This is a genomic window from Streptomyces sp. NBC_01352, assembly GCF_036237295.1.
Classification (GTDB): domain Bacteria; phylum Actinomycetota; class Actinomycetes; order Streptomycetales; family Streptomycetaceae; genus Streptomyces; species Streptomyces plumbiresistens.
On sequence record NZ_CP108354.1, the window covers coordinates 4261275 to 4286940 of the forward strand.

At 71.0% G+C, this 25666-nt stretch carries 22 protein-coding genes; 10 read left to right on the forward strand and 12 right to left on the reverse strand.

Translation table 11 applies throughout. The features are described from left to right. Positions 1–261 precede the first annotated feature (261 nt). From OG252_RS19700 to OG252_RS19715, 4 genes are all read left to right on the forward strand, one after another. Positions 262–1962 (forward strand): chitinase, encoded by a 1701-nt coding sequence (locus OG252_RS19700; protein WP_329337575.1) that lies wholly within the window; start codon positions 262–264, stop codon positions 1960–1962. A 102-nt stretch (positions 1963–2064) separates the two neighbouring features. Continuing rightward, on the forward strand, positions 2065–2679 hold the full coding sequence (locus tag OG252_RS19705; RefSeq protein WP_329337577.1) for a hypothetical protein: 615 nt from the start codon (positions 2065–2067) through the stop codon (positions 2677–2679). 99 nt (positions 2680–2778) lie between these two features. Then, the gene (locus OG252_RS19710; RefSeq protein ID WP_329337579.1) at positions 2779–3528 is read left to right on the forward strand and encodes an LppU/SCO3897 family protein; all 750 of its coding nucleotides are present in this window, start codon (positions 2779–2781) and stop codon (positions 3526–3528) included. A 24-nt stretch (positions 3529–3552) separates the two neighbouring features. Beyond that, positions 3553–4809 carry a DUF1266 domain-containing protein gene (locus OG252_RS19715; RefSeq protein ID WP_329337581.1) on the forward strand — a complete coding sequence of 419 codons (1257 nt, stop codon included), beginning with the start codon at positions 3553–3555 and terminating at the stop codon, positions 4807–4809. 62 nt (positions 4810–4871) lie between these two features. Here the strand turns inward: OG252_RS19715 and OG252_RS19720 are convergent, their stop codons facing one another. Then, complete coding sequence (locus OG252_RS19720; protein WP_329337583.1) at positions 4872–5288, reverse strand: hypothetical protein; 417 nt, start codon at positions 5286–5288, stop codon at positions 4872–4874. Between the two features lie 146 nt (positions 5289–5434). Here OG252_RS19720 and OG252_RS19725 point away from each other — a divergent pair, with 146 nt between their 5' ends. Together OG252_RS19725 and OG252_RS19730 are read left to right on the forward strand one after the other, a co-directional pair. Then, a complete protein-coding gene (locus OG252_RS19725; protein WP_266434340.1) occupies positions 5435–5944 on the forward strand; it encodes a SigE family RNA polymerase sigma factor in 510 nt (169 codons plus the stop codon). Positions 5945–6009: 65 nt separating this feature from the next. Next, positions 6010–7287: a hypothetical protein gene (locus tag OG252_RS19730; RefSeq protein ID WP_266434342.1), complete on the forward strand. Its 1278-nt coding sequence runs from the start codon at positions 6010–6012 to the stop codon at positions 7285–7287. 12 nt (positions 7288–7299) lie between these two features. On the opposite strand, the gene OG252_RS19735 is transcribed toward OG252_RS19730, so the two are convergent. The 4 genes from OG252_RS19735 to OG252_RS19750 all read right to left on the reverse strand — a co-directional run bounded on the left by OG252_RS19735 (position 7300) and on the right by OG252_RS19750 (position 12836). Continuing rightward, positions 7300–8613, reverse strand: a complete 1314-nt coding sequence (locus OG252_RS19735; protein WP_266434344.1) for an Nramp family divalent metal transporter — start codon at positions 8611–8613, stop codon at positions 7300–7302. A 169-nt stretch (positions 8614–8782) separates the two neighbouring features. Next, complete coding sequence (locus tag OG252_RS19740; protein ID WP_266434346.1) at positions 8783–9265, reverse strand: ATP-binding protein; 483 nt, start codon at positions 9263–9265, stop codon at positions 8783–8785. A gap of 107 nt (positions 9266–9372) precedes the next feature. After that, positions 9373–10287: an MEDS domain-containing protein gene (locus OG252_RS19745; protein WP_329337586.1), complete on the reverse strand. Its 915-nt coding sequence runs from the start codon at positions 10285–10287 to the stop codon at positions 9373–9375. Between the two features lie 218 nt (positions 10288–10505). After that, the gene (locus OG252_RS19750) at positions 10506–12836 is read right to left on the reverse strand and encodes an ATP-binding protein (RefSeq protein ID WP_329337588.1); all 2331 of its coding nucleotides are present in this window, start codon (positions 12834–12836) and stop codon (positions 10506–10508) included. A gap of 296 nt (positions 12837–13132) precedes the next feature. Between OG252_RS19750 and OG252_RS19755 the strand changes: the two genes are divergently transcribed. Continuing rightward, positions 13133–14482, forward strand: coding sequence for a M14 family metallopeptidase (locus tag OG252_RS19755; RefSeq protein WP_266434352.1), 1350 nt, complete (start codon positions 13133–13135; stop codon positions 14480–14482). Positions 14483–14545: 63 nt separating this feature from the next. Here OG252_RS19755 and OG252_RS19760 read toward each other — a convergent pair whose 3' ends face one another. From OG252_RS19760 to OG252_RS19775, 4 genes are all read right to left on the reverse strand, one after another. Then, positions 14546–15079 (reverse strand): hypothetical protein, encoded by a 534-nt coding sequence (locus tag OG252_RS19760; protein WP_329337591.1) that lies wholly within the window; start codon positions 15077–15079, stop codon positions 14546–14548. A gap of 78 nt (positions 15080–15157) precedes the next feature. Beyond that, on the reverse strand, positions 15158–15643 hold the full coding sequence (locus OG252_RS19765; RefSeq protein WP_329337593.1) for a hypothetical protein: 486 nt from the start codon (positions 15641–15643) through the stop codon (positions 15158–15160). A 229-nt stretch (positions 15644–15872) separates the two neighbouring features. Further along, the gene (locus tag OG252_RS19770) at positions 15873–17351 is read right to left on the reverse strand and encodes a GntP family permease (RefSeq protein WP_266434357.1); all 1479 of its coding nucleotides are present in this window, start codon (positions 17349–17351) and stop codon (positions 15873–15875) included. A gap of 117 nt (positions 17352–17468) precedes the next feature. Beyond that, the gene (locus OG252_RS19775; protein WP_217241283.1) at positions 17469–17879 is read right to left on the reverse strand and encodes a RidA family protein; all 411 of its coding nucleotides are present in this window, start codon (positions 17877–17879) and stop codon (positions 17469–17471) included. 221 nt (positions 17880–18100) lie between these two features. Here OG252_RS19775 and OG252_RS19780 point away from each other — a divergent pair, with 221 nt between their 5' ends. Further along, positions 18101–19771: a transposase gene (locus OG252_RS19780; RefSeq protein ID WP_329345168.1), complete on the forward strand. Its 1671-nt coding sequence runs from the start codon at positions 18101–18103 to the stop codon at positions 19769–19771. On the opposite strand, the gene OG252_RS19785 is transcribed toward OG252_RS19780, so the two are convergent. Then, positions 19761–20516, reverse strand: coding sequence for an IclR family transcriptional regulator (locus OG252_RS19785; RefSeq protein ID WP_329337596.1), 756 nt, complete (start codon positions 20514–20516; stop codon positions 19761–19763). The genes OG252_RS19780 and OG252_RS19785 overlap by 11 nt on opposite strands. Next, entirely contained in the window at positions 20513–21628 is a 1116-nt protein-coding gene (locus OG252_RS19790; RefSeq protein WP_329337598.1) for a sugar kinase, read from the reverse strand. The genes OG252_RS19785 and OG252_RS19790 overlap by 4 nt, the downstream gene beginning before the upstream one ends. A gap of 136 nt (positions 21629–21764) precedes the next feature. Here OG252_RS19790 and OG252_RS19795 point away from each other — a divergent pair, with 136 nt between their 5' ends. Then, positions 21765–23030, forward strand: coding sequence for an amino acid deaminase (locus OG252_RS19795; protein ID WP_329337600.1), 1266 nt, complete (start codon positions 21765–21767; stop codon positions 23028–23030). A 10-nt stretch (positions 23031–23040) separates the two neighbouring features. After that, positions 23041–24648 carry an N-acyl-D-amino-acid deacylase family protein gene (locus OG252_RS19800; RefSeq protein ID WP_329337602.1) on the forward strand — a complete coding sequence of 536 codons (1608 nt, stop codon included), beginning with the start codon at positions 23041–23043 and terminating at the stop codon, positions 24646–24648. Positions 24649–24659: 11 nt separating this feature from the next. On the opposite strand, the gene OG252_RS19805 is transcribed toward OG252_RS19800, so the two are convergent. Next, positions 24660–25544, reverse strand: coding sequence for a trypsin-like serine peptidase (locus tag OG252_RS19805; protein WP_329337604.1), 885 nt, complete (start codon positions 25542–25544; stop codon positions 24660–24662). Positions 25545–25666: the final 122 nt, after the last annotated feature.

A 25666-nucleotide genomic window follows, 5' to 3' on the forward strand; every position in this document is an offset into this window, starting at 1 on the left:
CACTGTATCCACGCCCCTGTGACCGGAGAACAGCGTTTCTGTGACTTCCTGGTCCTGTTGGGAGCGCAAAAGGGGGCTATTTCAGTCCAGATGGGGCGCATGTGCCACGTGATCTTTTGCCGCACGGGGGAGTTGACCCCGCGATGACACCCCTTCCCCTCCCGCCCCCTTGACAGGTGAATTGGTCTGGACCAACTTGTACGCCAACGGTGGCCACCGTCGTCCTCTCCTCTCCGCACCTCTCCCCCACCGGAGGCCCCAGTGGACCCCGTACCAGGCATACCCAGACGCACCCGGCTTCTGCTCCTTTCCGGAGCCCTCTCCCTCGCACTGGCCGTGGCCGGCGCGGGCCCGGCGTCCGCCGCGGACGTCAACAACGCGAAGAACGCCGGCTTCGAGTCGGGCCTGACCAACTGGACCTGTTCCGCGGGCAGCGGTACGACGGTCTCCTCGCCGGTGCACGGCGGCGCGACCGCGCTGAAGGCGACGCCGGCCGGGCAGGACAACGCGCGGTGCACCCAGACGGTGGCGGTGAAACCGAACTCGACGTACACGCTGAGCGCGTGGGTGCAGGGCGGGTACGCCTATCTGGGCGCGACGGGCACGGGCACGACGGACGTGTCGACGTGGACGCCGGACTCCACGTCCTGGAAGCAGCTGACGACGTCCTTCAAGACGGGCGCGTCCACGACCTCGGTGACGGTGTACACGCACGGCTGGTACGGGCAGCCGGCGTACTTCGCGGACGACGTGTCGGTGTTCGGGCCGGACGGCGGCGGGGGCGGCGACCCCGCGCCGACGATCCCGGGGGCACCGAGCGGTCTGTCGGTGGCAGGGACCTCGGCGTCGTCGGTGTCGTTGGCGTGGGGCACGGTGTCCGGCGCGACCGGCTACAACGTCTACCGCAACGGCACGAAGGTGACGGCGGTGACGGGAACCTCGGCGACGGTGACGGGCCTCGCGGCGTCGACGTCGTACTCCTTCCAGGTCACGGCGACGAACGCGGCGGGCGAGTCGGCGAAGTCGGCGGCGGTGACGGGGACGACCACGGCGTCCCCGGGAGGTGGTGACGTCTCGCTGCCGAAGCACGCGGTGACGGGCTACTGGCAGAACTTCAACAACGGAGCGACGGTCCAGAAGCTGTCCGCCGTCCAGTCCCAGTACGACATCATCGCGGTGGCCTTCGCCGACGCGACGACCACTCCCGGCGCCGTGACCTTCAACCTCGACTCCGCCGGACTGGGCGGCTACACCGTCGACCAGTTCAAGGCGGACGTGAAGGCGAAGCAGGCCGCCGGGAAGAAGGTCATCGTCTCGGTGGGCGGCGAGCGGGGGACGGTGTCGATCAACGACTCGGCCTCGGCGACGAACTTCGCGAACTCCGTGTACGCGCTGATGCAGACGTACGGCTTCGACGGCGTCGACATCGACCTGGAGAACGGGCTCAACGCGACCTACATGACGCAGGCGCTGCGGGCGTTGTCCGCGAAGGCGGGCCCGTCGATGATCCTGACGATGGCACCGCAGACCATCGACATGCAGTCCACGTCCAACGCGTACTTCCAGACCGCCCTGAACGTGAAGGACATCCTCACGGTCGTCAACATGCAGTACTACAACAGCGGCTCGATGCTGGGCTGCGACGGCAAGGTGTACAGCCAGGGATCGGTGGACTTCCTGACGGCCCTCGCGTGCATCCAGCTGGAGGGCGGGCTGGCTCCGTCACAGGTGGGGCTGGGGGTGCCGGCCTCGCCGAGCGGGGCGGGGAGCGGGTATGTGTCTCCGTCCGTGGTGAACAACGCGCTGGACTGCCTGGCGAAGGGAACGGGCTGCGGAACCTTCAAGCCGGCCCGGACCTACCCGGAGCTGCGTGGGGCCATGACGTGGTCGACCAACTGGGATGCGACTGCGGGGAACGCGTGGTCCAACGCGGTGGGGCCGCACGTGCACGCGCTGCCGTAGACGGTGACGGGGGGTGCGGCACCGCTGTGTGGGCGGTGCCGCACCCCCCGGTGTGCCGTGGATCGCGTTCGAGATCTCTGCTCGCCTGCGAGGGTGTCCACCATGGACTCCGAGCCGAGCAACGATCCGACCCGCCACCATGACCCGGGACGCATGCTGGCTCAATTCGCCGACCGCATCCTCGTGGTCTGCCCGCGCTGCGGCGGCTGCGCCCTTGTCGTCCCCCGCCCTGGTCTGCCCCCACCCAGGTACGTCACCGAGTTGATGTTCCAGCCACGCCGACTGGCGTGCGGAGGGTGCGGTGCGGTCGCCGACTGGGAACCGGACGTGCGGGGTGCCGGACTGGTCGCCGCGACGCTGGGCGGCACCGAGGAGCCGTTCTTCGGACGGCCGCTGTGGCTGCAGACCCGTTGCGTCGGCCGTGTCCTGTGGGCGTACAACGAGGAGCACGTCGACGAACTCGCGGCGTATGTGGACGCCTCGTTGCGCGAGCGCGGCGGTACGCGGCCCACGAGGGCGATGTTCGCGCGGCTGCCGGCATGGATGAAGCGGTCCGAGAACCGATCCGGGGTTCTGAGGGGTCTGGAGACGCTGCGAGTACTGGCGACTCGGTCGGCGCCGGCTGATCGGGCGGATGCGGCACATGAGCGTGGTGACCGGCCTCGGGCGTATGGGGCTTTGTACTTCCGGGGCGGCCCGTATGAGGGAAGGTCTTGAGACGGCGGGGCACGGAGGCGGCGACTCGGCTGCTGGGCGGCGCAGTTGAGCGGGTCGGTAAGGTGCTTCACCGGCCGATTGATCACCGACGGAGGCTTCGTGAGCACCCCGCCGTACCCGCCCCCTCAGCAGCCTCCTGTGCCGCACCCGGCGTACGCGCCTGCGATGCCGTCGCAGCCCTCCCCGTACGCCGGAACGGCACCCGTGGGAGTCATGCCCGGGCCCGGGCCCGTGTGTGAGGTGTGCGGAGCCGCGCCCGCTGCCGCGGTGACCGTCCGTGGGCATCAGGGCATGGTCGTGATCATGCGGTTCCTGCGGCGGGAGGGGGTCTTCTGCCGGACCTGCGGGACGGCGGTCTTCCGGCAGATGCAGGCGGACACCCTGGTGCAGGGCTGGTGGGGACCGCTGTCGGCGATCATCACGCCGTTCGTCCTGCTGTTGAACCTCAGTGCGCGGTCAACCCTGCGCGGTCTCCCCCAGCCCGCCACCGGGAGCTGGCGGCCACCGCTCGACCCGGGCAAGCCGGTGATGCGGCGACCTGCCGGTCTGATCGCCGCCGTGCCGCTGGCCGCGCTGGGTCTGGTCGTGATGGCCCTTCCGGTGCTGATCGTCATCGGGGCGGTCTTCGGGGACGATCCGCCGGAGACGCTCACGGTGGGCTCGTGCGCACGCAACGACGGTTCCTGGAGTGCGCAGGATCTGAAACCGGAGCCCTGTGGTTCGTCCGACGCGGAGTTCGAGGTGAAGGATCCCGGGGTCGAGGAGTGCGCCGCCGGGGACTATCTCGCCAACCTGGAGTACAGCGCGGATGGTGCGACGTCGCTGTGCCTGCATCCCGTTGGGCGGTGAGCAGTGATTCCTGAGGATGCTTCCATGTCTTTCGGCCCTCCGCCCGCCGGCTTCGGGTCCCCGGTGTCGCCCGCCTGGACCGCGCCGACCGAAGTCGAGCGAGCCCTGTTCGAGGCCAAGTCGCGTGAGGACTGGGCGGCGTACTTCGACGTGCTCGCGCGGAACCGGGTGTACTTCGAGATACGGCGGGACAAGGCGGATGCCACGCCCAGCGGCACGTACGCCGTGTTCGGTCATGATCCGCGCGTCACCGGAGGCCGGATCTGGCCGGTGTACACCGATGGGATGCTTCCCGCTCCGGAGCCGCACCGCGTGTTCGACTGGAACAGACTCAGCTGGTTCGCCAAGGTGTGGGAGCCGTCGGATCCGCCGATGATCGTGGTCAATCCCGGCAGTCCGTGCGAGGCGTTCCTGCCGTCCGCGCCGCCGTACTCGGCGAGTTGGGCCGCGCATTCCGACCGGGTGAGCGGCTTCTCGTACGGGCCGAAGCTGCGCACCCTCCAGGTCGGCGGGCCCTTGAACGGCCCGGTCGCCCATGGGCTCGCCTGCGGTGCTCTGCTCTTCGTGCGGGACGGCTACCCCTGGAACGCCATGGGTTATCACGGCCGCGGCTATCCCGGAGAGCGCAAGACGCTTCGGGAATGGTGGGGCGTCACCGACCCCGTGGAATGGAGCAACCAGCAGCGCGGTCTGCTGGCGCTCGACGGCGCCAATCCGGTCTGGGAGTTCGTGCTCAGTCTGCGTCGCACCATCGCCCGTGAGTTCGGCGGCTTCGTGGACACCGCCTATTGGCGGGATGCCGCCGCCAAGGTTCTTCGCCATCGTGATGCCGGCGAGACCGTGATCACTCCGGACGGTGTCACCAAGTCCGATCCCCGCCCTGCGGCGGAGACCGAAACACGTATCAAGGGCGTGCAGCACCTCATCGGCAGGATCACCCGCTACGAGGCCCGCTTCCGGGCCGACGGCATCCTCGACGAGAACCGGTACGTCACCTCCGTCGACGCCTGGGATCTGGGGCGGGCCTCGGGCATGGCCCGGTGGGGCCTCGGTGCCCGCTACTGCGGCCTGAAGGAAGCCGAGTCGGCGGTCGTCGAGGCCGGGCGTGGCGCGGCCCGCTCCCATCGTTCCTGGCAGGACTTCTCCGCCGGTTACATCCTCGGGCGGTGCCTGCACTTCGACGACGAGGAGTTCGGGGAGTGGTACACCGACGCGCTCGACGCCCACCGGATTCTGATGTCCGAGCCCGGTAGCCCTTGGCTCAACATCCCCTTCCGGTAGTCCGTCCGTGCCTCGGTCGCATGTGGCGGGGGTGGCTGTCGTACGCGATTCCCTGCCTCTGCCTACCCCATGGGCCGGTAATAGCCGAGCACCATCGGCAACTGCCCGAACCACTCCCCCAGCAGCTCTCTCGGCCTCGCGTCCACAGCGCACTCGTAAACGCCGCCGTCGACGTGGACGACCGCCATCATGAGCGACCTGCCCGAAGGGCTCGCCTTGTAGTGGACGCTGCGGACCTCCGGCCAGGGGAACTCGGCCTCGTGGCCGTTGATCTCGAAGACGACGCCCGAGGCCTCGACCACGATCGAGCTGTGGCGGTCGACCGCGAGGAACTCCGGGCCCGTCGCGACGGGTTGCGGCGGCGGTGGCGCGTACGCGTACTGCGGGGGCGGTGGGCCGAAACCCGGGGGTGCGGGTGGCGGCGGAGGGGCCTGGTGGCCGTACGGCGGTTGCGGTCCGTTCGTCGCCCCGTCGTTCATGGTCTGTCCGCTCCTCGCGCCGCACCGATGGTTCGGACGCAACCTACCCGCCCGTCCCCCGGCAGAAGTCGTCGTGAAACATTTCCGGGGGCCCACCGCGTCAATAGGGGTGAGGGCACAGTCGGGGCGCAGCGCAGGGGGAGCACATGAGGAAGGTCCTGGCGGATCAGTACGCGGAGTTCGCCGCGGCGCGCGCGGCGCATCTGTACCGGTCCGCGTGTCTGCTCACCGCGGGGGACACGCATCTCGCCGAGGACCTGGTGCAGGAGACCCTGGGCCGGCTCTACATCAGCTGGCACCGGGTGGCCCGCGTCGGCAACCCCGCCGGGTACGCGCAGACCGTCCTCACCCGGACCTTCCTCACCCACCAGCGGCGCCGCAGCAGCACCGAGCGGGCCACGGACGTGCTGCCCGAGCGGGCCGACGGCGCCCACGGCGACGTCTCGCTGCGGCTGACGCTGATGGAGGCGCTGGCGCGGCTGCCCGCCAAGGACCGGGCGGTGGTCGTCCTGCGGTACTGGGAGGACCGGTCCATCGAGGAGACCGCCGACGCGATGGACGCCAGCTCGGCCGCCGTACGGACCCGTTGCACCCGTGCCCTGGGGAGACTGCGCGAGCTCCTCGGCGAGGACCTCACCGAGTACGTCAGTCCCTGACCCACAGTTCACCAACGACCTTCTCCAACCTCCAGCCTCCAACCACGCCGAAACGGTGGTTTGCCATGCCCGTAGAACAGCACAGCGACCCCTTCGAGGACCGGCTCGGCACCGCGCTGCGTCAGGCCGGACACACCTTCGACCCCGACGACGGCGCCGCGCTCGCCGCCGCCGGACATGCCCGCGGCCGCAGGCTCCGGCTGCGGCGGCGCCGGGCCGCGGTCGCTAGCGGGGCCGCGAGTCTCGCGCTCGTCGGGGTGGGCGGGGCACTGCTCCTGCCCGGTGACGACTCCCAGGAGCCGCAGCAGCGCTCCGTTGCCACCGGGACGACCGCCGCCCCGACACCGACCACCACGCCTCTGCCCCTTTCCCGGGCCGACATGATCCGTACGTTCCAGGAGCTGCTCCCCGAGGGCCAGTTCGGCGAATCCGACGCGCGTGGCACGGGCGAGGAGCTGCCGCCGTACGCACGTGTCGTGTTCGACGACGGCAAGGGCGCCGCGAGCATCTCCATGAGCCTCGACCGGATCGAGCCCGGGAGCGACCAGGCCCGGCAGATCGCCGAGTGTCCGGACAAGGTGCTGACGCCGTACGACAGTTGCAGCTCCAGCAGGCTGGCGGACGGGTCGCTGCTCAAGATCTTCAAGGGGTACGAGTATCCCGACCGGCGGGTCGACACCAAGCTGTGGACCGCCGATCTCGTGACGCCCAACGGGCACTACGTCACCGTGAGCGAGTGGAACGCGGCGGCCGAGAAGGACGCGCCGGTCAGCAGGCCCAACCCGCCGCTGTCGACGACGCAGTTGGAGGCCCTGGTGTCGGCCGGTGTGTGGCGGCAGGTCGTCGACGCGATGCCCGCGGACTCCACGAAGCCGGACCCCTCGGTGACGGAGACCGTTCCGGCGGGTGCCGACGGAGCCGCCGTCGGGCAGACCCTCGCCGATCTGCTTCCGAAGGGAGTGGAGGTGGTCGCCAAAGGCGGTCAGGACACCGAGTACGCCTATCTCGTCGTCGATGACGGCAAGGGCAAGAGCTTCGTCCAGGTCAACGTCCAGCCCGACATGCGGGACGTGGCGGGCGACCTCTACGGCTCCGGTTCCGAGACGCTGCCCGACGGCACTCGGGTGACCATCCGGCAGGGGCCCGGCGACAACAAGGCCGGTTCAGGCGTCGTCATGTGGACCGCCGACACCATGAGGGCGAACGGGATGCGGGTCGTGATCAGTGCGTTCAACGCCGCCGACCAGAACAGCGACGCGACCCGCGAGACGCCCGCCCTCACGATCGAGCAGCTGAGGGCCATCGCCCTCAGCCCGAAGTGGGACGCACTCGTCAAGGGCTGAAGGAACCAGCGGCTAGAAGAACTCCGACCACGGCTGGTCCCAGACCTGCTTCACGCACAGGACCAGGAACAGCAGGCCCGCGATCGCCAGCATCGAGTTGCTCAGGGCGCCGTTGCGCCACTCGCGCGGGGTGCGGGCCGAGTTCAGCAGCCACATCAGCGTGCCGGCCAGGAAGGGGAGGAAGGCGGCGCCGAGTACGCCGTACAGGATGATCAGGCGGAACGGCTGGCCCTCGAAGAGCAGCACGATCGGCGGGAACGTCAGCCACAGCAGGTACGCGCGGAAGGGCCATGACTTCTCGCGCTCGCCGGACGCGACCTCCACGCCTCCCGCCTCCCCGCGCGAGCGGTAGCGGGCCACGAAGTCCGCGAACATCAGGCTCACGCCGTGCCAGACGCCGATGAGCGACGTGAAGGAGGTGGCGAAGAAGCCGATCAGGAAGAACTTGGCGGTCGCCGTGCCGTACTCGTCCTCCAGGATGTCGCTGAGCTGGATCAGGCCCTTGTCCCCGCTGGCGATGGCGACGTTGGCGGAGTGCAGGAGTTCCGCGCCCACGAAGAGCATCGAGACGACGAAGATGCCGGTGGTGGCGTAGGCGACGCGGTTGTCGAGGCGCATCACCTTCATCCAGCCCGTGTTGGTCCAGCCCTTGGCGTTGACCCAGTAGCCGTACGCGGCCAGCGTGATGGTGCCGCCGACGCCGCCGATCAGACCGAGGGTGTTGAGGATGGAGTCCTTCTCGTCGGGGAGGACGGGGAGGAGTCCGGCGAAGGCGTCGCCGAGGTTCGGGGTGACGCGGATCGCCAGGTAGACCGTCACCACGAACATGACGCCCACCAGGACCGTCATGACCTTCTCGAAGACCGCGTACTTGTTGAACCAGACGAAGACCAGGCCGACCAGGCCGCACGCGATGCCCCACCACTTGAGGTCCATCACGTCCGGGAACAGGGCCTGGAGCGGCAGCGCGCTGGACGACATCGCCGCCGCGCCGTAGACGAAGCCCCAGATCACGACGTAGACGACGAAGAACCAGGTGGTCCAGCGGCCGAGGCTCGCCCAGCCTTCGAAGAGGGTGCGGCCGGTGGACAGGTGCCAGCGGCCCGCCGCCTCGGCGAGGGAGATCTTGACGAGACAGCCGATGACGGCGGCCCACAGGAGGGTGTAGCCGAAGTTGCTGCCCGCGATGAGGGTGGCCACGAGGTCGCCGGCGCCGACGCCCGTGGCGGCGACGACGATTCCGGGGCCGATGTACTTCCAACTGGACTTGCGGGGTGCTGAGGTGGCTGCCGTCCCTGTCGCTGTGTTGTCCGTGGTGTCCGCCATGCCGATCAAGAAAGCGCAAAGCGGACGAGGACACAAGAGGGCATGCGGTGAAGGAAACCGGTGGTCCGGGACGGGCCCCCGGAGGCTGGGCGTGCCGCCGGGGCCCGGGCTGTGGTTCCGGGGTGGGCAGCCCGGCACGGTTGTCCCGGGCGTCCGGAACTCGCGGATGTTACGGCTGTCGCCGACCGCAGCCGTCGGACCCGCACGTGCCGAGCTCGAACCAGACGGTCTTGCCCGGCCCGTCCTGGTGGCACCCCCAGCGCAGCGCGAGCGCGTCCACCAGGAACATCCCCCGGCCGCTCTCCGAGGCGCCCGCGGCGAGCACCTGGGGAGTGCGGCGGCCGGAGTCCGCGACCTCGCAGCGCAGGACGCCGTGGGCGGCGGTCAGGGTGAGCCTGAAGCGGCTCGCGGAGTGCAGCAGGGCGTTGGTGGCCAGCTCGCTGACCAGGAGCTCCGCCGCGTCCAGCACCTCCTCGCGGTCCGCCAGGCCCCATCGTTCCAACTGCCTGCGGACCTCGGCGCGGGCCTCGCGGACGGCGGAGGGGCGGGGGTCGTACTCGACGCTCAGATGGCCTGCTCCCAGGGGAGGCTGGGGGTAGGCGCCGTATCTGGGGTCGGGGTCCGGGAGGGGTCCCCCGGAGAGTTGCAGCATGCTTTCAGGGTGGCCTCCCCGGGCTGGTCGGACACGGGGAGGACTACCCGATTCCGTACCTGTACGGCTGATGCCGTGGGTACGGCTACGCGGTTGCGTGGGTACGGCTACGCGTACTGGAGGCGGACCGTCGACCCGGCGCCCTCGTCGCGGACGTCGACGTACGCGCACACCTGGCGGGCGAACCACAGTCCCTGCGCGGGTTCGAGTTCGTCGGTGGGCGGCGGGACGAAGCCGGCGAGGGGGTCGTCGACGCGGCGGGCCGTGCGCAGTTCGCAGACGCAGGACGGGGCCTCGCCCCACAGGAGCGTGCTGGTGACCGGGCCGACGGAGGCCGCCGCGGCGGTGACCGACTCGGCGAAGAGCTCCGCGTCCGCGACGGCGAGTCCACGGGCCCGCGCCCGCCGGCGGACCCCTTCGGCGTCCGGCCGGGCGAGCGGTTCCGCGTCGGCCGGGGGTGGCGGCAGGGGTACGGCGTCCAGCTCGGCGGCGATGCGGGCCGGGTCCTCGTACACGCCGGTGTCGGGGTGGGTGCGGCGGGCCGCGTCGATGATGGCGGGGCCGGCGGTACGGGTGTCGTAGGCGCACAGGGCGGTGGTGGCGAACGGGGCGAAGAGGAGGTTGGCGAGGGCCTCGTAGCGGATCCACTCGGCGGACTCGCGTGGGGAGCGGCCGGCTCGGCCGTTCCACACGGGTTCCATGAGGAGGTGGATGCGGCCGGTGGGGGCGGCGTGTGCGGCGAGGTAACCGGCGCCTTGCGCTACCGCGTTGGCGGCGGATCCCGAGTACCAGTCGGTGTGCGGGACGAGGGCGACGTTCTTGGCGTCGGGGCCGAGGGCGTGGTGCAGGAGGTCCAGCTTGTCGGGGGCGGCGATGGCTACGGGTGGGGGTTCGTTGGTTGCGGCGAGGCCCTCGGCGAGGAAGGGGAGGGCGGTGGCGAGGAAGTCGTCGTCGGCGCCGAAGACGGTCATGCGGTGGTCGAAGGGGTGGGGGGTGGGGGCGGGTTCGGGTTGGTGCGTCACGTGGGTTGTCCCTTTCGTGGGGTGGGTGTGACGGTGCGCGGGGTGGGGGCTGGGCTTGGGTGGGTGCGCAGCCCGGCGCTGCGGGGTGCCGCTGCGCCCACCCGTGCCGCCCCAGCGGCACGACTGCCCGCAGCTGGGGCGGCGGCTACGGCCGCTGCGACCGTCCGCCGCTGCGCGCCACGGCTGCTCGCCGCTGCGCGGACCGGCGGCATGGCTCGTCAGCGTTGGGCTGTTACCCAGGCGGCGATCTGGCTGCGGTTGTTGAAGCCGAGTTTGGCGAGGATGCGTTCCACATGGCCTTCGGCGGTGCGGCGGGCGATCACCAGGCGGTCGGCGATCTGTTGGTTGGCGAGGCCCTCGGCGACGAGTTCGGCGACCTGGGCCTCTCGGCGGGTCAGGCGGACTTCGGGGGTGGCGTTCGACGGGGTGCGGACGGCGGGGTGTTCGGGGAGGTCGGGTTCCTGGAGGGCGTAGCCGACGATCTCGGTGAGGCCGAGGGCGGCGCCTCGGTCGTAGGCCTGCTGGAAGGAGGACCGGCCGACCGCGTCGAGGGCGCGGCGTTCGCTGTCGAGGCGGGTGGTGCTCAGGGCGGGCGAGCCCCAGCGGTCGCGGTCGACGGCGGTCCAGACGCGGTCGGCGCCGCCGAGCAGGACGGCGGCGCGTTCGTGGGCGCCGCCCTGGGTGGCGATGAGGGCGGCCAGGTCGAGGGTGAGGGCGATGCCGATGACGTCGTGGACGGCGAGTTTGAGGCGGAGGGCCTCGCGGGCGTGCCGTTCGGCGCGCGGCCAGTCCCGTTTCACGGTGTGGGCGAGGGCGAGTATCCGCAGGACGTAGGAGCGCACCCATTCCTCGCCGTGTTCCTCGCAGAGACGCAGGGCCTGGCGGCAGACGTCGACGGCCCGGTCCGCCTGCCCCAGGAAGCCGAGGGCGCAGGCGAGTTCGACCTGGTCGAGGCCGACGAGGCTGAGGTGCTGGCCGGGGACGCGGCCGCGGGCGACGCCCGCCTCGAAGTGGGCCAGCGCGGCGGGGAGGTCGTCGGCGAAGAGCCGGATGACGCCGATGACGTAGTCGGCGTGGGCGGCCTCGGCGGTGTCGCCCAGCCGTCTGGCCAGGGCGCGGGCCTCCTCGGCTCTGCGGCGGCCCCGGGTGAGGTCCTCGGGGCACCCGGCGAGCAGCCCGGCGACCCACAGGCCCCGGGCCCGCTCGCGGGTGGGCCCGGGGTTGGCGTCGAGGGCGCGGTCGAGCCAGTAACGGCCCTCGCGGGGGGCGCCGCAGGCGTGCCAGTAGAACCAGAGGGTGCCGGCGAGACGGAGTCCGGCCAGGGCCTCCCCCGGCGCCGTGAGGCTGAAGTCCAGCGCCGCCCGCAGGTTGTCCTGGTCGGCCCTCAGCCGGGCCACGATCTCCCGTTGGCCGGGACCGAACCAGGACCGTTCGCAGGTGGTGGCGAGGGCCTCCATGCGGTCGCGGTGGCGGCGGCGGGTGGCGGGTTCCTCGCCCGGCAGCTGCCGTAGTCGGTCCAGGCCGTAGTGGCGCAGGGTGTCCAGGAGGCGGTAGCGCACGCCGTCCGGGCCGGGCTCGCGGCACAGTACCGACTTGTCGACCAGGCCGGCGACGGCCTCCAGGACGTCGTAGGACCGGATCCGCTCGCCGTCGGCGCAGACCACCTCGGCCGTCTCCAGGTCGAAGCCGCCGGCGCAGACCGACAGCCGGGCCCAGACCAGTTGTTCGCGCGCGGTGCACAGGTCGTGGCTCCAGTCGACGGCCGCGCGCAGTGTCTGGTGGCGGGGCAGGACGGCGGGGCTGCCGGCGTTCAGGAGGCGGTAGCGGTCGTCGAGGCGTTCCAGGAGCTGTTCGACGCCGAGGACGCGCATGCGGACGGCGGCGAGTTCGATGGCGAGCGGGAGGCCGTCGAGGCGGTGGCACAGGCGGGCCACGGCGGCCCGGTTGCCGGCGGTGAGCCGGAAGCCGGGGGCGACGGCGGCGGCGCGGTCGGCGAAGAGGGCGAGGGCCGGGTAGCCGTGGGCGGCGGAGAGGTCGCCGTCGGGGTCGGGGACCGGCAGCGGCCGTACGTCCAGGAGGTGTTCCTCGGTGAGGCCGAGGCGGTGCCGGCTGGTGGCGAGGACGCGGACGCCGGTGGTGCCGCGCAGCAGGGCGGCGGCGAGTTCGGCGCAGGCGGGCAGCAGGTGTTCGCAGTTGTCGACGACGAGGAGGAGGCGCCGGTCCCGTACGTGTGCGACGAGGGTGTCCAGCGGTGGCCGGTCGGAGTGGTCGTGCAGGCCTAGGGCGTCGGCGGCGGCGAGCGGGACGAGCGCCGGGTCGTACAGGTCGGCCAGGTGCACGAAGCGCACGCCGTCGGGGAAGGCCCGCTCGACGCGGGCCGCGATGCGCGCGGCGAGGCGTGTCTTGCCGACGCCGCCGGGTCCGGTCAGCGTGACCAGCCGCGCCCGGGCCAACAGCTCGCGGCCGTCGGCCTGTTCGCGGCGCCGGTCGACGAAGCTGGTGGTCTCGACCGGCAGCTGACCGTCCCGTCCTGGCGCTGATCCGCCCATGATCAGCCTCCCGTTGCCGAAACCTCACTTTCTCCGGAGTCCGGCATATATGCACGCGGGGGTCACACCCGTGAGTGCACTTCACCGAGGACCGCACTCCGGGACGCCAACGCGCGTACACTGCACGGCTTTTCTACCGACCACTTCACGCCATCGCGTCTTTATTCACTCTTGACCTGCTCATGCCATACGCCGACGATGAGCGGCACACCCGCACCAGTTCGTCGCTGAACCACCCCCCGCTCCACTCCCCCCTTCCGGAGATCCCGGAAGTCCTGGAGAAACTAGGAGACTTCATGCGACTTCGCATACGAGGCTCGGGCGCCCGCCCCGGCAGACGGCGCGCCGCCGTCGCCGCCGTCGCCTCGCTGATGGCCCTCGCCCTCGCGGCCCCGCTCTCCGCGAACGCCGACAGCGCCCCGAAGGCGGCCCCGTCGGCCGACGACATCCGCCAGTACGAGGTGCACATGCACTCGGACTCCAAGTCCCGTACGGCACTGCAGCAGTCCGGCGTGACCGTGGACGACGCCGACGACCACTCGGTCTTCGTGTCCGGACGCGCGGACCAGGTCAAGAAGCTGAAGCAACTCGGCTACGACGTCACGCCGATGGGCGCGGTGCCGGACCGGTCGAACGGCGAGGACGACGTCCGGCTCCTCGACTTCCCCTCGGCCGACTCGCGCTACCACAACTACACCGAGATGAACGCGGAGATCACCACGCGGCTCTCGGCGTACCCGAACATCATGAGCAGGCGCGTGATCGGGAAGTCGTACCAGGGCCGGGACATCGTCGCCATCAAGATCAGCGACAACGTGGCGACGGACGAGTCCGAGCCCGAGGTGCTGTTCACCCACCACCAGCACGCCCGCGAACACCTGACGGTGGAGATGGCGCTCTACCTGATCCGCGAGCTCGGCGCGGGCTACGGCTCCGACTCCCGGGTCACCAGCATGGTCAACAACCGCGAGATCTGGATCGTGCCCGACCTCAACCCGGACGGCGGCGAGTACGACATCGCCAGCGGGTCGTACCGGTCGTGGCGCAAGAACCGGCAGCCCAACAGCGGTTCCTCGTACGTCGGTACGGACATGAACCGGAACTGGAACTACCGGTGGGGCTGCTGCGGCGGGTCCTCGGGGTCGCCGTCCTCCGAGACCTACCGGGGCACCGCCGCCGAGTCGGCGCCGGAGGTCAAGGTCGTCGCCGACTTCGTGCGCAGCCGGGTGGTGGGGGGCGTCCAGCAGATCAAGGCGGGCGTCGACTTCCACACCTACAGCGAGCTGGTGCTGTGGCCGTTCGGGTACACCACCGCCGACACGGCGACCGGGATGACCGCGGACGACCGGAACGCCTTCGCGGCCGTCGGCGGGAAGATGGCCGCGAGCAACGGCTATACGCCGGAGCAGTCGAGCGACCTGTACATCACCGACGGGTCGATCGACGACTGGCTGTGGGGCAACCAGAAGATCTTCGGGTACACGTTCGAGATGTATCCGTCATCCAGTGGGGGCGGGGGGTTCTACCCGCCCGACGAGGTGATCGAGCGGGAAACCTCTCGGAACCGGGATGCGGTGCTGCAGTTGCTGGAGAACGCCGACTGCATGTACCGGTCCATCGGCAAGGAAAGCCAGTACTGCAGCTAGGGGTCGGCAGGTTGTCGGGGAGCTGCGGGCCGGTTGTGGCCGGTCAAGCAGTTCCCCGCGCCCCTAGGCGGTGTCGTTCTCGTCGCCCTCTTCGAAGTACGCGTCGAGGACCGCGTCCAACTCCGTTTCCCACTCGGCGAATCGCGCCCTGGCCGCCGCCTCGATCTCGATCGGGTACCAGCGGCGGTCAGGGGTGTGCACCGTGATGGTGAACCGCTTGCCGAAGCGGGGGGACTCTGTTTCGACCGCGCCGATCTCGTCCCAGCGGAACTCGCAACTCTGGTCGTCCAGGGACAGTCGTACGCCCTTGTGGTCGGCGACGAACTTCGCGCGGCGGTCGGACGCCTCGAAGACGGGGCCGTCGGGGGTTTCCTCCTCGTCGGCCTCGTCGACCTCGTCGGAGTCGTCCGACGCCTCGGGCGCCTCGGGGGCGGCCTCCTCGGTGACGGCTTCCTCCGAAGCGACCTCCTCGGCCTCTTCCGGTTTGGCGTCCGCCGGCTTCTCGCCGGACACGGGTGAGGTGAGCCCGGGGACGAAAGCCGGGTCGAATCCGGCGCCTTCCAGGGGCTGGCTGCTCGAACCTATGCGCTGCTCCACAGCGGGCAGTATGGTCGACGATCCTGTGACGTACACAGCCAGCCCCCACTTCGTTATCAGACGCCTACAACCGGCGGCCTAGAAGGTGGCCCGCTGCTCGCAGGTCGCGACGATGCCGTCTCCGGGGTCGCCGATCGCCCTGTCGAAGTCGCCGGGGGCTTCGCCGCAGTCGACCGTGTCGCGCGGGTTGCCGTCGCGGACGTTGACCGAGTCGTTGCCGCTGCCGGTCCGTACGGTGTCGTCGCCCGTCCCGGCGTCGACGCTGGTGTTGACCGGGGCGTCGACGAAGATGCTGTCCCCCTGGTCGCGCAGAGCGACGTTGAGGCGGGCGACGGGGAGGGGGCCGCAGTTGACGAGGGTGCTGTCGTTGGGGTTCGGCCGCGAGCAGCCCGGGCCCGGCGCGACACCCGCGCTGTCCGTGATGATCAGGTTGCCGTTCTCGACGCGGACCGTGACGGCGTTCGGCACACCCCAACGGGCGCTGAGCTGGACGCTGCCGCTGAAGCGGACCGCCGTCGAGCCGGGCGGCTCCTGCGCGCCGGCCGGGGTGGCGAACACGGGCATCGAGGAGGCCCGCGACCAGGGCCGGTGCGGCCGCTCGCATCAGGGTGTTGCGCTCGATCTTCATACTTGTTTCCTCTCCCCCTCGGTCACACGTTCAGAGAGGGCGCCTTCGTTCGACGGCCTCGGCGCCAGTGAAACAGTGCGTGTTCGAATGAGCACATTCTGTTACGTACGTTCGAGTGGTGGGCCCGGCCCGTGCGAGGCGTAGGCCGGGCCCACCGCACGACCGCTAGACGAACAGGCTCAGCACCGCCGCCACCACGAAGCCCACCACCGACAGCACCGTCTCCAGCACGGTCCACGTCTTGAGCGTGTCCCGCTCGCTGATGCCGAAGTACTTCGCCACCATCCAGAAGCCGCCGTCGTTGACGTGCGAGGCGAAGATCGAGCCCGCCGAGATGGCCATGATGACCAGGGCGACGAAGGCCTGGGAGTGGTCGCCCTCGGCCAGGAGGGGAGCCACGATGCCGGCCGTCGTCACGATCGCCACGGTCGCCGAGCCCTGCGCGACCCGCAGGACCACCGAGATCAGGTACGACAGGGCGATCACCGGGAGACCGACGTCGTTGAAGGTGTCGGAGAGGGCCTGGGCGACGCCGCTGGCCTTGAGGACGGCGCCGAAGACGCCACCCGCGCCGACGACCAGAAGGATGTTGCCGACGGGCTTCAACGAGGCCGTCGACACCGTCTCCAGGGACTTGCGGGACCAGCCGCGGCGGATGCCGAGAAGGTAGTACGCCAGCAGCAGGGCGATCGTCAGGGCCACGAACGGGTGGCCGAAGAACTCGATCACCGAGCGTCCGGTGGAGGGGTCCAGGGCGATCGACGAGAAGGTGGCGGCGAGGATCAGGATCAGCGGCGTACCGATGATGCCGAGGACCGTGCCGAGCGGTACGGGGGTCTCCCGGGGCTCCACGCCCGTCTCCCGCTGCTCGTTGACGACGGCGAGCCTGGCCTCCGCCGCCGCCTCCACCATGTCCTGCGGTACGGCGACGAAGATCCGCCGGCCGATCCACGCCGAGAACGCCCAGGCGGCCAGCACGGCCGGGATGCCGCAGACGATGCCCATGAGGATGACCCAGCCGAGGTCGACGTGCAGGAGACCCGCGGCGGCGACCGGGCCGGGGTGCGGGGGCAGGAACGCGTGGGTCATGGACAGGCCGGCGAGCAGCGGCAGGCAGTAGAGCAGGATCGACTTGCCGGAGCGCTTGGCGGCCGCGTACACGATCGGTGCCAGGACGAAGATGCCGACGTCGAAGAAGACCGGGATACCGAAGATCAGGCCGGTCAGGCCCATCGCGAGGGGGGCTCGCTTCTCGCCGAAGAGATTGAGCAGCCTCGACGCCAACACCTCCGCCCCGCCGCTGACTTCGAGGATCGCGCCGAGCATCGTGCCGAGACCGATGATGATCGCGACGTGGCCGAGGATGCCGCCCATGCCCGACTCGATGGTGGAGACGGCGTCCGACCGCTGGACCGTGCCGAAGAGTTCGGTGACGGACAGCCCGGCGAGCAGGCCGACGGCTATGGACACGGCGAGGAGGGCGACGAAGGGCTGGAGGCGGGCCTTGATGATCAGGAACAGCAGGAGGGCGATGCCGATGGCGGCGACGGTCAGGAGGCCCGCCGTGCCGTCGATCCAGAGGAGCAGGCCTCCGGTGTGGGGTGGGGTCTCGGGGGTGGGGGTCGCCGCGAGCGGATAGGACATTGGGGGGTCCTCTGCGTAAGGGCATGGTGATTTCGGGCAGGGGGGATCGCGGCACGGCACCCCGAAGGGTGCCGTGCCGGGTACGGCGTGCGGGAGTTGAGGGGGCGTCAGCCGGGCTCAGCCCAGGACGGCGAGTGCGTCGATCTCGACGAGGAGCCCGGCGGGAAGGCCGACGTAGACCGTCGTGCGGGCGGCCGGGGGCGCGGTGAGGGCCTGCTCCTCGAAGTACGTGTTGTAGATGGCGTTCATCTCGGCGAAGTGGTCCACGTCCGTGAGGTAGACGCGGATCATCATCACGTCGTCCCAGCTCGCGCCGCCCTCCTCCAGGATCGCCTTGACGTTGGCCAGGGTCTGGAGGGTCTGCTCGCGCAGGGTCGGCCCGGCGGGCGTGGGCGGCTTGCCCTCCTCGGCGGGGAGGAAGCCGACCTGGCCGGCGACCTGGAGGATGTTGCCCTTCCGCACGCCGTGGGAGAACTTCGCGGGCGGGGTGGTGTGGGTCTTCGGGGTGAGCGCGGTCTTCTCGGTCATGAAGTGGCTTCCTTGACGGGGGTCGGGAACTGCTGCCGGTTTACTGAGCATGAGTGCCTTTTGGTGGGCGTGAGTGAGTGCCCGTGCTGAATGCGGTTGTTCCGCTGTGCGTCAGGGGGCTCCTGCGGCTGGGGGTGCGCTGGGGACACTCGCACTCGGCAGGGGAACGGGAGTTCTTGGGTCGAATGGGTGACCTTTTCGGAGGCTGCTCGTTGACTGCCGTGACGGGGGATGTTCGGCCGGGCGGGGGTGAACTGGTGGGCGGGCTGCGGAAGTTGGCGACATCCTTCGTGGTGCCGGGCCCGGCCGGGGTGGCGATCCGGGACCGGCTGCGGGTGTCGGCTGCGGACACGGTGGCACTCGCCGAGGTCGGCGTGTACTTGGGGTCGCTGGCCGCCGGGGATCTCGCGGAGCGGTCCCGGCAGGGGCTGGCGCATGATGCGGCCGGGTGGGCGATGCGCAAGCGTGCGCTGACGGGGAGGTCGTCGGCGCGGTGGGCGGGCAGCATCACCAAGGCCACCCATGACCAGTGGGCGCTGGCCCGGCGCGGGCAGGCCGCCCACCTGGCCTGGCTTCGCGGGCAGATCGCCTCGATTGAGGCGCGGCTGACCCGGCCGCTGGGCGCCAAGGCGGACAAGCGGGCAGGCCTGGCGCGCGGCTATGCCACGCGGGGCGAGTGGCATGCCAAGTCCCGCCGCCTGCAGACCCTCAAGGACCGTCTCATGGTGGTGGAGGCGGAGCGGGCGGCGGGCCGGGTGCATGTGGTGCGCGGCGGCAAGCGCCTCGCGAACGCCCGCCACCACCTTGAGGCGGCCGGGCTGAGCGAGCAGGCGTGGCGGGAGCGGTGGGAGGCGGGGCGGATGTTCCTGACCGCCGACGGCGAGTCCGGCAAGCGCTTCGGCAACGAGACGATCCGCGTCACCGACACCGGACAGGTCTCGGTCAAGCTCCCGGCCCCGCTGGCCCACCTGGCCAACGCCCCGCACGGCCGCTACGTCCTCGACGCGACCGTGGCGTTCAAGCACCGGGGCGCGGAGTGGCTTGACCGGATCACCGCCAACCGGGCGGTGGCCTACCGCATCCACCACGACACGGTGCGCGGCCGCTGGTATGTGACCGCCTCCTGGCAACGCGCCGCCGCCCCCGTCCTGCCGCTTCAGACGGCGCTGGCCCGGGGGGTGGTGGGGGTGGACATGAACGACGACCACCTCGCCGCCTGGCAGTTGGACGTGCACGGCAACCCGGTCGGCGAACCGCAACGGTACTTCTACGACCTCACCGGCACCGCCGAGCACCGGGACGCACAACTTCGGCACGCTTTGACCTGGCTGCTGCACCACACCCGCTGGTGCGGGGCCGCCGCGATCGCGATCGAGGACCTCGACTTCACCGACGGGACGAGCCGGGAGAAGCACGGCCGCAACAAGCGCTTCCGCCGCCTCATCTCCCGTTTCCCGACTGCGAAACTCAAGGCCCGGCTGGTGTCGATGGCCGCCGAACAGGGAGTAGCGATCGTCGCGGTCGATCCCGCCTATACCTCCCGCTGGGGTGCTCAGCACTGGCAGAAGCCGATGACCACCCCACGACGCAAGATTTCGCGGCACGATGCGGCAAGCATCGCGGTCGGGCGACGCGCCCTCGGACATCCGATCCGGCGACGGACGGCACCGCCCCACCCCGACCAGAGTGATCGTGGTGGGCATCGGACCGTCCAGGCCCGACCGGAGATCCGACGGCGTGAGGAACCCCGCCGCCACCTTCCCGGACCGCGCACACGATGCGCGCCGCCCGGTGGTGGATCGAAAGCGGGCGACCAGGGTGCCCAACACCGTTCGGGACACCCGGCTGAGCAAGAGTGCTGGCAACAAGACTCACTCCCGCTCAGTCTTTAGGAACGGTTCTGCCGGAGTACTCGCCGCTGATCGTGTCCGCGGTGCGGCGGACCAGCGGCAACAGGGTGAGGAGTTCGTCCGCGGTGACGACGACGTTCGGCGCGGACACCGACATCGCGGCGACGACCCGGTCGTCGGCCCCGCGGATCGGCGCGGCGACGCAGTTGATGGACTCCTCGTGGCCGCCGAGGTCGGTGGCCCAGCCCTGTTCGCGCACCTTGTCCAGCTCCCGCAGGAACGCGGGGGCGTTGGGGGTCGAACGGGCCGTGTACATGGGGTAGTCGAGCTTGTCGGCGCGGGCGCGGCGCTCGGGTTCGGGCAGGTCGGCGAGGAGGAGCTTCGCGACCGCGGCGACGGTGATGGCGACGGGCTTGCCGATCCGGGAGTACATCCGCACCGGGTACCGGCTCTCCACCTTGTCGATGTAGAGGACCTCGTCCTCCTCGTGGACGGCGAGGTGGACGGTGTGTCCGCACTGTTCGTTGAGGCGTACGAGGTGGGGGTGGGCGATCTCGCGGATGTCGAGGTTCTCCATCGCCTCCTGGGCGAGGGCGATGAGGCGGGCGCCGAGGCGGTAGCGCTGGTCGGACTGGCGGTAGACCATGCCGTGCTCGTGCAGGGTGCGGAGGAGGCGCAGCGCGGTGGACTTGTGCACCCCGAGGCGGTCGGCGACCTGTCCCAGGTCGGCGGGGCCCTCGGCGAGCAGCGGCAGGATGTTCAGCGCGCGGTCGACGGTCTGGCTCATGGCGTACGTACCTCCTCCTCGGCCCGCTGTGCGGGCTGTGTCCAGCCGGGGCCGAGTCGAAGTCTCCCCCACGCGTCGTCGTCGAGGGCGGCGAGGCGGTCGGCGTGGGGGCGGGTGGGGGGTGTCGCCAGGTCGCCGGGGGACGTGAGGGCGGCGGCGGCCCAGAGGTGGCCGTGGCGGATCCTGTGCCGCACGGGGAGTTCGCGGAGGGTGGCGGAGAGGAAACCGGCGGCGAAGGCGTCACCGGCGCCGACGGGTGCGACCACGTCGACGTTGAGGGCGTGGACGAAGGTGAGGGTGTCGGGGGCGGAGGGGGCGGAGGGGGCAGGCGGGGTCGGCTGTGCGGCGCTCGGGGGTGCTGGGGCGCCCGCGCCCTCGAACACCGTCGCCCCCCGCGCCCCCTCCTTCACCACCAGCACGGACGGCTCCGGCACCGCCTCCCGTATCGCCTCCGGGCCGCCCGTGACCCCCCACGCCTCCTCCGCCTCGTCCTCGCCGACGAACACGATGTCGGCGCCGCGGGCCAGCTCCAGCAGCACCCTCGGTCCGTCGGTGTCCTGCCAGAGGCCGGCTCGGTGGTTGACGTCGAAGGAGACCAGGGGGCGGTCCGGGCGAGGGGCGGTGAGCTCGCGCAGGAGGTCCAGACAGCCTTCGGACAGGGCCGCCGTGATCCCGGACAGGTGCAGCACCCGGCCCGCCCGCACCGCCCCCGGGTCCACGTTGTCCACCGACATCGCGGAGGCCGCCGATCCGGCCCGGTAGTACGCCACCTCGTGGGCGTCGGTGGAGCGGTCGCCCGCCGTGCGGAAGTAGATGCCCGTCGGACGGGTCGGGTCCCGGTGCACGGTGGAGACGTCGACGCCGTAGCCTCCGATCACCTCGACCAGGTGGTCGCCGAAGCCGTCCGTGCCGACCCGGCTGACCCACCGCACGGAGTGCCCCGCGGCGGCCAGCACGCAGGCCACGTTCGACTCCGCGCCCCCGATCCCCCGCTCGAAGGACGGAACATCGGCGAGGCGGCCCGGCCGGGAGGGCAGGAACGTGACCATGGACTCGCCGAGCGCGACGACGTCCACGACGTCGGGGGCATTGCAGGGTCCGCTGATGGTCACGATCGTCGTAGCTCCTGAACCTTGGGCGGGGGCGACGGCTCCGTTGACCCCGCGTTGGCCGAGATGTTAGACAGCTGTAAGCGATATACGCAATGAGTGTTGCAGTTAGTGCAACGCACCTGATCAGGGAGGCTCCATGGCCAGCGAAGCGCTCGCCCGCCTGGCGGAGGAACGCGTCGACCACCGTTTCAAGGGCCTCCCCCCGGACGCCGACGGCCTCACCGTGGGCGAGCTGGCCGCCCAGCGCCGCAACCTCTTCACCGACGGATTCGCGACCCCCGTGCTCGCCCTGTCCGCCGAGCGCCTGGAGCACAACCTCCGGCTCATGGAGACGTACGCGGCCCGCCACGGCCTCGCCTTCGCCCCGCACGGCAAGACCTCCATGGCCCCCCAGCTCTTCCGGCGCCAGATCGAGCACGGGGCGTGGGGCATCACGCTCGCGGTGCCGCACCAGGTGCGGGTGGCCCGGGCCTTCGGCGTCCGGCGGGTCTTCCTCGCCAACGAGCTGGTCGACGCGGCCGCCCTGCGCTGGATCTCCGGCCAGCTCGATTCCGACGACGACTTCCGCTTCCTGTGCTACGTCGACTCCGTGCGCGGCGTCGAGCTGATGGACGCCGCCCTGCACGGCGCGCACCGCCCCTTGGACGTGGTCGTCGAGCTCGCCGCCGGGGAGGGCGCCCGCACCGGCGCCCGTACGGAGGCGGAGTGCGCTGCGGTCGCGGATGCGGTGGCGGGAGCGGAGACACTGCGCCTCGTCGGCGTCGCCGGTTACGAGGGCGAGGTCCCGCGGGCGGACCCCGAGCGGGTGCACGCGTGGCTGCGACGGCTGATCGCGCTCGCCGTGGACTTCGACAAGGCGGGGCGGTTCGCGCACACCGACGAGATCGTCGTCAGCGCCGGCGGCAGCGCCTGGTTCGACGCGGTCGCCGACGTCTTCGCCGAGATCCCCGAACTCTCCGCCCCGGTACTGAAGTTGCTGCGCTCGGGTGCCTACGTCTCGCACGACGACGGCCACTACCGCAAGATCACCCCCTTCAACCGCGTCCCCGAGGAGGGCGCCCTGGAGCCCGCCTTCCGGCTGTGGACGCAGGTGGTGTCCCGGCCCTCCGCCGAGCAGGCCTTCACCAACGCGGGCAAGCGGGACGCGGCGTACGACCTCGACCTGCCCTTCGCGCAGGTGGTGCGCCGGGACGGCGTGGAGCGCCCGGCCGCCGGGATCGAGGTGACGGCCCTGTCCGACCAGCACGCCTGGCTGCGCACCGCCCCCGAGGCGGACCTGGAGGTCGGCGACTGGCTCGGCCTCGGCCTGTCCCACCCGTGCACGTCCTTCGACAAGTGGCCGCTGATCCCGGTCGCGGAGGCGGACGGCACGGTCGTCGACTACATCCGTACGTTCTTCTAGGAGGTCCGGCGTGGAAGAGCTCGTCATCCGGGACGCGGACGTCGTGGACGGCTCCGGCGGTCCCTCGTACCGCGCCGATGTGGTGATCGACCACGGCCGGATCGTGTCGATCGTCCAGGAGGCCGCGGCGGCCGGCTGTCAACGGCCGAAGGCGGTCAGGGAGCTGGACGCCGAGGGGCTCGTCCTCTCCCCCGGCTTCATCGACATGCACGCGCACAGCGACCTCGCCCTCCTCCGCGACCCCGACCACAGCGCCAAGGCCGCACAGGGCGTCACCCTCGAAGTCCTCGGCCAGGACGGGCTGTCGTACGCGCCCGTCGACGACCGCACGCTCGCCGAGGTCCGCCGCGCGATCACCGGCTGGAACGGACACGGCGACGACGTCGACTTCGACTGGCGGTCGGTCGGCGAGTACCTCGACCGGCTGGATCGCGGGATCGCCGTGAACGCGGCCTATCTCATCCCCCAGGGCACGGTCCGTGCCCTCGCCGTCGGGTGGGAGGACCGGGAGGCCACGCCCGAAGAGCTGGACCGGATGCGGCAGTTGGTCGCCGAGGGCATGGAGCAGGGCGCGGTCGGCATGTCGTCCGGGCTCACGTACACCCCCGGCATGTACGCCAAGGACGCCGAGCTCACCGAACTGTGCCGGGTGGTGGCGTCGTACGGCGGCTACTACTGCCCGCACCACCGCTCGTACGGGGCCGGGGCGTTGCAGGCGTACGAGGAGATGGTGGCCCTCACGCGCGAGGCCGGCTGTCCGCTGCATCTCGCGCACGCCACCATGAACTTCGGCGTGAACAAGGGCCGCGCGCCCGAGCTGCTGACCCTCCTGGACGACGCGCTGGCCGCCGGAGCCGACATCAGCCTCGACACGTATCCCTACACGCCCGGCAGTACGACGCTGGTGGCGCTGCTGCCGAGCTGGGCGAGCGAGGGCGGCCCGGAGGAGATCCTCAAGCGGCTGGCCGACGAGGAGAGCGCCGAGCGCGTCCGGCACCACCTGGAGGTCGTCGGCGCGGACGGCTGTCACGGGGTGCCCGTCGAGTGGGACACGATCGAGATCTCCGGCGTGACGGTTCCGGGGCTCGCGGACTTCGTCGGCCGTACGGTCCGGGAGTCCGCCGCTCTGCGCGGCGAGGCCCCCTGGGTCACCGCCCGCCGGCTCCTCCTCGACGACCGGCTCGGCACGACGATCCTCCAGCACGTCGGCCACGAGGAGAACGTCCGGGCGATCATGCGACACCCCGTGCACACCGGCGGCTCGGACGGCATCCTCCAGGGCGCCAAGCCGCACCCGCGGGCGTACGGCACCTTTCCGCAGTATCTCGGCCGGTACGTACGGGAGTTGGGCGTGCTGTCCCTGGAGGAGTGCGTCGCCCGTCTCACCGCACGCCCGGCGGCCCGGCTGCGACTGCCGGACCGCGGGCTGGTCCGCGAGGGGTACCGGGCGGACCTCGTGCTGTTCGACCCGGCCACGGTGGCGGCGGGCTCGACCTTCGAGAACCCGCGCGTGCTGCCCACGGGCATCCCGTACGTGCTGATCGACGGCCGTTTCGTGATCGAGGACGGCCGGCGGACGGACGTACTGGCGGGTCGGGCGGTGCGGAGGACGCCCTGACCCTTACGGCTCTACGGCTTGGGCAGGACGCAGCCGCTCGCGCTCAGGCTGAGCTGGTTGCCGGTCGTGAAGCAGGCAGGGAACTGGTACGTCTCCTGGGCGTAGTTGATGCCCTGGCGGACGGTGACGTTGCCGCTCGCGTCGACCTCGCAGGGGTTGTTCACCGTGCAGCGCTCGCCGTCCTCGTTGCCGGTGTTGTTGACGGCGACGACCTTGCCGGTGGCCTGGTCGACGACCGGCGAGCCCGAGGTGCCGCCGATGGTGTCGCAGGCGGAGGTGTAGCGGACCGAGTCCTTCCAGGTCCAGTCGCCCTCCTTCATGGTGTGCACGAACCCGTCGATGCTGCAGCTGTAGAGCCGCTTCCAGTAGCCGGAGGCGACGGTGATCGCGGTGCCGGCCGTGGGGTGCGTGTCCTGCACGGTCAGCGCGCTGATGCCGTACGAGTTCCGGATCGCCGCGTAGGTGCTGGTGAGCTGGTAGATCGTGGCGTCCGTGTCGGTCATCGTCGAGTAGGCGATCTTGCTGGCCCGCAGGGTCGCGACGCGGGTGCCGGCGGAGTTGAGCAGGCCGAAGGTGCGGGTCGACACCCGGTTGACGATCACCTCGCCGGGCTCCGGGAAGCCGCTCTCCAGGCAGTGGCCGTTGGTGAGCACCAGCGCGGGGGCGGTGTCCAGGGAGTTCGGGAAGCGGACGACCGAGCCGGAGCAGTTGCTCAGCGCGACGGTCCCGGCGAGCGTGACGGCCTGGAGCGTGGGCGAGGCGGCCGTCCTGGTGTCCGCCTCGGCCGCGGATGCGGTGGCCGCGGGCGCGCCGGGCGCGGGTGCCGCTACCGCGGGTGCCGCGCCCGCCCCGGCGATCACCAGGGCGAAGAGTGCGGCGACGAGAGGTTTTCTCATGTGGGGGTCCCCTCTGCATGACGAGGGTGACCGGAGATCTTCCGGTCACCCGCAGTTTTGTCATGCGCATTGTCATTGGAGGGGTGCATGGGGGCAAGGAGGTGTTTTCGGCCTGGGGACGG

Coding starts and splice junctions, on each gene's coding strand:
- OG252_RS19720 (WP_329337583.1), bottom strand. CDS start 5,288: ATGAACGACGGGGCGACGAACGGACCGCAACCGCCGTACGGCCACCAG.
- OG252_RS19770 (WP_266434357.1), bottom strand. CDS start 17,351: ATGTCCTATCCGCTCGCGGCGACCCCCACCCCCGAGACCCCACCCCAC.
- OG252_RS19750 (WP_329337588.1), bottom strand. CDS start 12,836: ATGGGCGGATCAGCGCCAGGACGGGACGGTCAGCTGCCGGTCGAGACC.
- OG252_RS19725 (WP_266434340.1), top strand. CDS start 5,435: ATGAGGAAGGTCCTGGCGGATCAGTACGCGGAGTTCGCCGCGGCGCGC.
- OG252_RS19730 (WP_266434342.1), top strand. CDS start 6,010: ATGCCCGTAGAACAGCACAGCGACCCCTTCGAGGACCGGCTCGGCACC.
- OG252_RS19705 (WP_329337577.1), top strand. CDS start 2,065: ATGGACTCCGAGCCGAGCAACGATCCGACCCGCCACCATGACCCGGGA.
- OG252_RS19795 (WP_329337600.1), top strand. CDS start 21,765: ATGGCCAGCGAAGCGCTCGCCCGCCTGGCGGAGGAACGCGTCGACCAC.
- OG252_RS19785 (WP_329337596.1), bottom strand. CDS start 20,516: ATGAGCCAGACCGTCGACCGCGCGCTGAACATCCTGCCGCTGCTCGCC.
- OG252_RS19715 (WP_329337581.1), top strand. CDS start 3,553: ATGTCTTTCGGCCCTCCGCCCGCCGGCTTCGGGTCCCCGGTGTCGCCC.
- OG252_RS19740 (WP_266434346.1), bottom strand. CDS start 9,265: ATGCTGCAACTCTCCGGGGGACCCCTCCCGGACCCCGACCCCAGATAC.
- OG252_RS19735 (WP_266434344.1), bottom strand. CDS start 8,613: ATGGCGGACACCACGGACAACACAGCGACAGGGACGGCAGCCACCTCA.
- OG252_RS19765 (WP_329337593.1), bottom strand. CDS start 15,643: ATGCCCGTGTTCGCCACCCCGGCCGGCGCGCAGGAGCCGCCCGGCTCG.
- OG252_RS19775 (WP_217241283.1), bottom strand. CDS start 17,879: ATGACCGAGAAGACCGCGCTCACCCCGAAGACCCACACCACCCCGCCC.
- OG252_RS19805 (WP_329337604.1), bottom strand. CDS start 25,544: ATGAGAAAACCTCTCGTCGCCGCACTCTTCGCCCTGGTGATCGCCGGG.
- OG252_RS19755 (WP_266434352.1), top strand. CDS start 13,133: ATGCGACTTCGCATACGAGGCTCGGGCGCCCGCCCCGGCAGACGGCGC.